Source organism: Aquiflexum sp. (assembly GCF_041751335.1).
GTDB lineage: Bacteria > Bacteroidota > Bacteroidia > Cytophagales > Cyclobacteriaceae > Aquiflexum.
This window is the reverse complement of record NZ_JBGSXS010000277.1, coordinates 1-4,346: the sequence shown is the minus strand read 5'-3', so window position 1 is coordinate 4,346 and position 4,346 is coordinate 1. Positions and strand designations below refer to the sequence as shown.

General features: G+C 39.5%; 2 protein-coding genes. Both read right to left on the bottom strand.

Translation table 11 applies throughout. From position 1 onward, the window contains the following. Positions 1 to 348: 348 nt before the first annotated feature. Positions 349 to 2,853 (bottom strand): hypothetical protein, encoded by a 2,505-nt coding sequence (locus ACEW8U_RS15600; protein WP_373522982.1) that lies wholly within the window; start codon positions 2,851 to 2,853, stop codon positions 349 to 351. A gap of 406 nt (positions 2,854 to 3,259) precedes the next feature. Further along, positions 3,260 to 4,009: a hypothetical protein gene (locus ACEW8U_RS15595; RefSeq protein ID WP_373522981.1), complete on the bottom strand. Its 750-nt coding sequence runs from the start codon at positions 4,007 to 4,009 to the stop codon at positions 3,260 to 3,262. Positions 4,010 to 4,346 lie beyond the last annotated feature (337 nt).

Below are 4,346 nucleotides of genomic sequence, written 5' to 3'. Positions count from 1 at the left end.
GACCATGAATATCTTTTTCATATAGGTATAGTAATTTACTATTCCTAAAATACTTAATTTTTGAAACTATTCGAGCATGAAAGATTTTTAATTCCTCATCCCTGAGTTTAAAGCTTTCTCTATTGAATCCAATTGCAAATTTGAAAAGATAAAAGGGTGGAATTACAAATTTCACCCAGTCCCTCAATCAAACGTCATACTACACTCAGCGGGGGGTATATCCGTAATGATGCCAGTAAGCTTTTTTTGCTATTGAAGATGGAAGACCGAGGACAGATTCATGAAATAAAGGCTGAAATCAAACGAATCTCAGCCTTTTTAAAATCTAACTAAACCAAATCCAACATTTTATTTTAAAGTGATTACGATGTTTGCCAGTCCACCGGCAGCCAACGAACTTGCGATCCATCCTGGAATCGCATCTGGGCACTCTCCACTACACCAAGTCGCTCCTAAAGAATAGTAATAACTGTTTTGATAAATATAATATCGAGTGTCACCAAGTGGCCATCCGTAATGACTTGGCGGGTACCCTCCATTTGCCCAAGAGACAGTACGTCCTTCATAAGGGTGCTTATAGGCGGTTTTAAATCCATAAGTTGTCACCGTGTACGTTTTCGCATCTTCATGGACTGGAACAATCACTAAAGCATGAACTCCATTTGAAAAGGCTCCTGGAACATACTCATATAAATAATCTTTCGCCGTCACAGGGACATTTAGTATTATTTTCTTTGGGTCATTATTTACTTTCACTTTACCTATCACTTCTTCGCGTAGGGTCCATTCACCTGAGCCAGGAACTCTAAAATAGACACTCGCTTTGATCTCTTCAACCCCTTCTTTGATGTCTCCATCGAGTGCTTGGTAGTTGATAGCATTGCCTCTTGTGGTGGCAATGGTACTGTTGCCATAAAACATTCCGAATTTTCCTTCGGTTGACCATTCCACTTTGTACTCCAAGGCATTTGTACTGACTATATCATTGACATTGTCACTACGCTCCAGATACATTCTCACCGATTGCTTCTGTTTGCCACTCAAAACGATCCCATCCGGCTTCATGAAAAGTTTCTGCTTTTTCACATTGATGGTTGCTTTTGCATCACCTATCAATGTCAAATCGACTCCTTTTTTTACATAAACTTCCACAGTCACCGTTTCATAATTATTTTCTCCAAGATCGGCAGCGTTTGTTTCGCTTCTGAAATTGACAGTTGCCTGACTAGTTTCTATTTTGGGCCCTTTGAGCCCACCATTGGCTGTCATTATCCCGTATTTGCCGGTAGTGGACCAGATATATAAGAATGATTGTCCTTCTGATAATTGAGTCTTTGTTTCCGCTTTCAAAGGCACAGAGGCAAAAGGAACAGTTGTTTCTTGTGGAGGAGTGATTTTCACGTCAGTTCTCCGGGCTTTTGCGGTGAATTCGACGATTCGGTCAGAAATGACCAACTCAGTAGTCAATTTGCCTATGTCCAAGAGTTTTACACACATTTCGACTGCTTTGATTAGTTTCACATACATATCTACAGAAGCCGCATTGGTATAATCTCTGTTTAGGTCTATCCAAGTAGGACTATTTTGGTTCTTATATTTGTCGACAATTGCTTTAATAAATCGCTCTTGCAGTTCTTGCCCTCCTTTGTCAACCAACAAGAACTTTAAAAAATCTTCTGCTGCTTTCTTGAAATTACCACTCAAGACCAAATCCATGATTAATGGAGATTGTGAAACTGTGGTTTCAAATGCATCGAAAGCAAAACCGGGATCTCCTGTACCTTTAATCTCAGAAAAGACTTCCGAGAGTATGGGAAGGATAAAGTCCACGTAAAATTGTCTGAGCATTAACTTCTGCCAAGCAGTTTTTTCTATGGTGGTCATGGTTGGAGAGCCATCTGGACGAAAAGCCGTTCCGACGACTCTAACCTTATAAGTTGCCTCGTCCTCGTTGTCCCCAAGAGCTAGAGGAATAGGATCAGTTTCTTTACGGGCATATTCCATCCCTTTTCCACTGAGTTGATCTACAATGGTACCCAGCGTACTGCTAAAAGCGTTGGTTCCATCGACATTGGATGACGACTCTGCTGCTTGACCAAGTCCGATCCTGGGAATCAAGATTATTTCTTCTTTGGACCCTTTAGGCTTGTAGGAGGTTTTATAAAGAAAAGCTTTACCAATTCTTCGATAGTGGTTAGCTATTTTGATATTTAATGCATCATGCTCAAATACTTGGATTCCGCTTTGAAAACCGTTGGGATCTACATTGATCTGCCTTGCTCGGATATCGAGGACTTCGGATTCTTTCGAGTAAATGGCCAATAATTGGGATAGGTCCTGTTCGAATTTTAGATTCTGAATGTACAGCATGTCATTCTCCAATCCGCTAGCAACCTTAGTTTTGAATTCCTCAAAACCAGGAAGTGGCATGGAGGGATTGATAAAGTTGTCCACAACTTCTTTTGGGAAATAAAAAATTCCTGAGCCAAGGTAAAACAACGCTTGAGCTGAGGTCTCAGCTGAAAGCTTAAGGTTTTGTTTATCAAGTAAACCCATTAGGACAATGTTATTTGAACGGTCAAGCAAATAGACAAGTCTAGTCAGACTATCTGGAAGAACAGCTTTGGATTTGCCAGTGGCATCTACCGGGAAACTCATCAGACCTGAAGAAAGCGTACTTTTTGTTAAATCTAAATTTGAGCCCGGTGGCAGGTTAATCTGGACATCCACTGTTTTGGCCAGATTGGCATCTTCGGGAGGAGTGATCAGAGGTAGTTCATCTGTCTCGCCACATGCGAAAACCAGAATCGAGAAAACGATGCTAAAAAGGAGTTTGAGTTTAAAATTTTTCATCGGAATTTAGATTTGTTACTCAATCATCGATCTCCCGATAAAAAGTCATCAACTACTTTCAATTTTTTTTTCTCAGGGGGGTGGAATTACATGCCGATAGCTATTGGCATCCACCCAGTCAAGCATCAAACGTTTATATTACAGAAAATAGGGGGAATTTGGTCAAAAATTGCGTTGGCGCTAGGCGTAATTTGTAATTACGCCTTCCTATTATTTTGAATTTGTAATTCAATTTCTAAGAAGAAATCAAGACAAATAGATTTGAAAACCAATTGCAAATTGGTATGATAGAAGGGTGTAATTTCAAATTACACCCGGTTCCTCGATCAAACGTTTATACTACACCTAGATGGGACAAAGTGTGGCGAAGAATTACCATTTGATCCCATCCAAACTTAAAACATCTCTATCTCAAAAAAGAATAAGATATACCCACGGAAGCATAGTGGAACAAAGAAAAATTATACACTTCATTATTATCAGCACCACCCTCCAAAATCCTGTAGCCGGCCCGAATCATCAAGTTGTCAGACAAATTATAGGTTACGGCAGCCAATGCATCCACCGCCCTTCCCTGTGGTGCAGCCAATGCATCCCCATCTAAAAGTAGACCAAACCCATCATCGAGTTTCCACAAAAGCCTTAAATTTATAATGGGTACAAAACCTACATTGGTTTTCTCCGATGCCAGGTCATCCGAAGAAAGCCCGATTCTGGCATCCCTGATTTTCGCGGTAGCCCCTAAGCCAAACTCAAACCTGGGATTTTGGACTATCTCGTATCGGTAAGTCAATCTGTATGAATTGAACTTATAAGTACTGGTAAGCGGGGTATTGGCAGCAAATGTTTCACCTTCGAAGAAAATGTCATTGGCCACACTACCTTGTGATTGGGTTTCAAGCGGAGCGTATAACACTGAAATGAAGTGCCGAGATTTTATAATGTAACTCGCCCTCAAACGATAAAATGCTTTTGTCTGAGAATTCAGATCATCTGTCAAAGAAAAAAGTGTCCCCTGATCCCCAGAAATCCGAACATCATTATAACCATTAAATACAGCACCTGTTTCAAGATCAATAATTGCCTGCGCATTGGCTGTTATTTGTTGGAAAAAAGTCAGGCATAAAATGCAAATTGAATAAATAAAAGTTTTCATTTTTCTTTGGTTTAAAGTTAATGGATTAAAGTAACCGAAATTGTTTTCAGGTTTGCTTACGCCGTCTTATTATAAAAAACCCTTACATAAAATTATGGGTTCAATTTCTAGGCCAGATAAATTTTCTGGATATAAACCTTTGTTGCAATATTTGCTTTGGAAAAAAAACAAGTCCATTCGGACAATATTTGATTGCATTGGTCCTAAAAAATAGATCATAACGTTTTAATTATCTACATTATACATCAAAATTGATGTATGCCCACCACCCTCCAAACAACCCGCATTTATAATAACCTCGGTTACTGGTTTCTGATTTTTATCCTGTTGGCTTTTG

Coding starts and splice junctions, on each gene's coding strand:
- ACEW8U_RS15600 (WP_373522982.1), bottom strand. CDS start 2,853: ATGAAAAATTTTAAACTCAAACTCCTTTTTAGCATCGTTTTCTCGATT.
- ACEW8U_RS15595 (WP_373522981.1), bottom strand. CDS start 4,009: ATGAAAACTTTTATTTATTCAATTTGCATTTTATGCCTGACTTTTTTC.